The 410-nt window shown below is 49.3% G+C and carries 1 pseudogene; it reads left to right on the forward strand.

Going from position 1 to position 410, the window contains the following annotated elements:
* Window positions 1-53: 53 nt before the first annotated feature.
* Window positions 54-410: pseudogene (locus BV375_RS01285) on the forward strand (WD40 repeat domain-containing protein); the annotation flags it as partial.

Consider the following 410-nt stretch of genomic DNA (forward strand, 5'->3'; position numbering starts at 1 on the left):
ATATCGCCACAGGCAAAGCGATCAAAACCTTGAGTGGGCATAGCAGTGAGGTCATGAGCATCGCCTTCAGTCCTGATGGGCAAAGGTTGGCTTCTGGCAGTGTTGACAAGACGATCAAAATCTGGGATATCGCCACAGGCAAAGCGATCAAAACCTTGAGTGGGCATAGCAGTGAGGTCATAAGCGTCGCCTTCAGTCCTGATGGGCAAAAGTTGGCTTCTGGCAGTGTTGACAACACGATCAAAATCTGGGATATCGCCACAGGCAACGTTATCAAAACCTTGAGTGAGCATAGCAGTGTGGTCAGGAGCGTCGCTTTCAGTCCTGATGGGCAAAAGTTGGCTTCTAGTAGTGTTGACAAGACGATCAAAATCTGGGATATCGCCACAGGCAAAGCGATCAAAACCTTG

This window comes from Nostoc sp. 106C (genome assembly GCF_002154725.1).
Taxonomy (GTDB): Bacteria; Cyanobacteriota; Cyanobacteriia; order Cyanobacteriales; family Nostocaceae; genus Aulosira.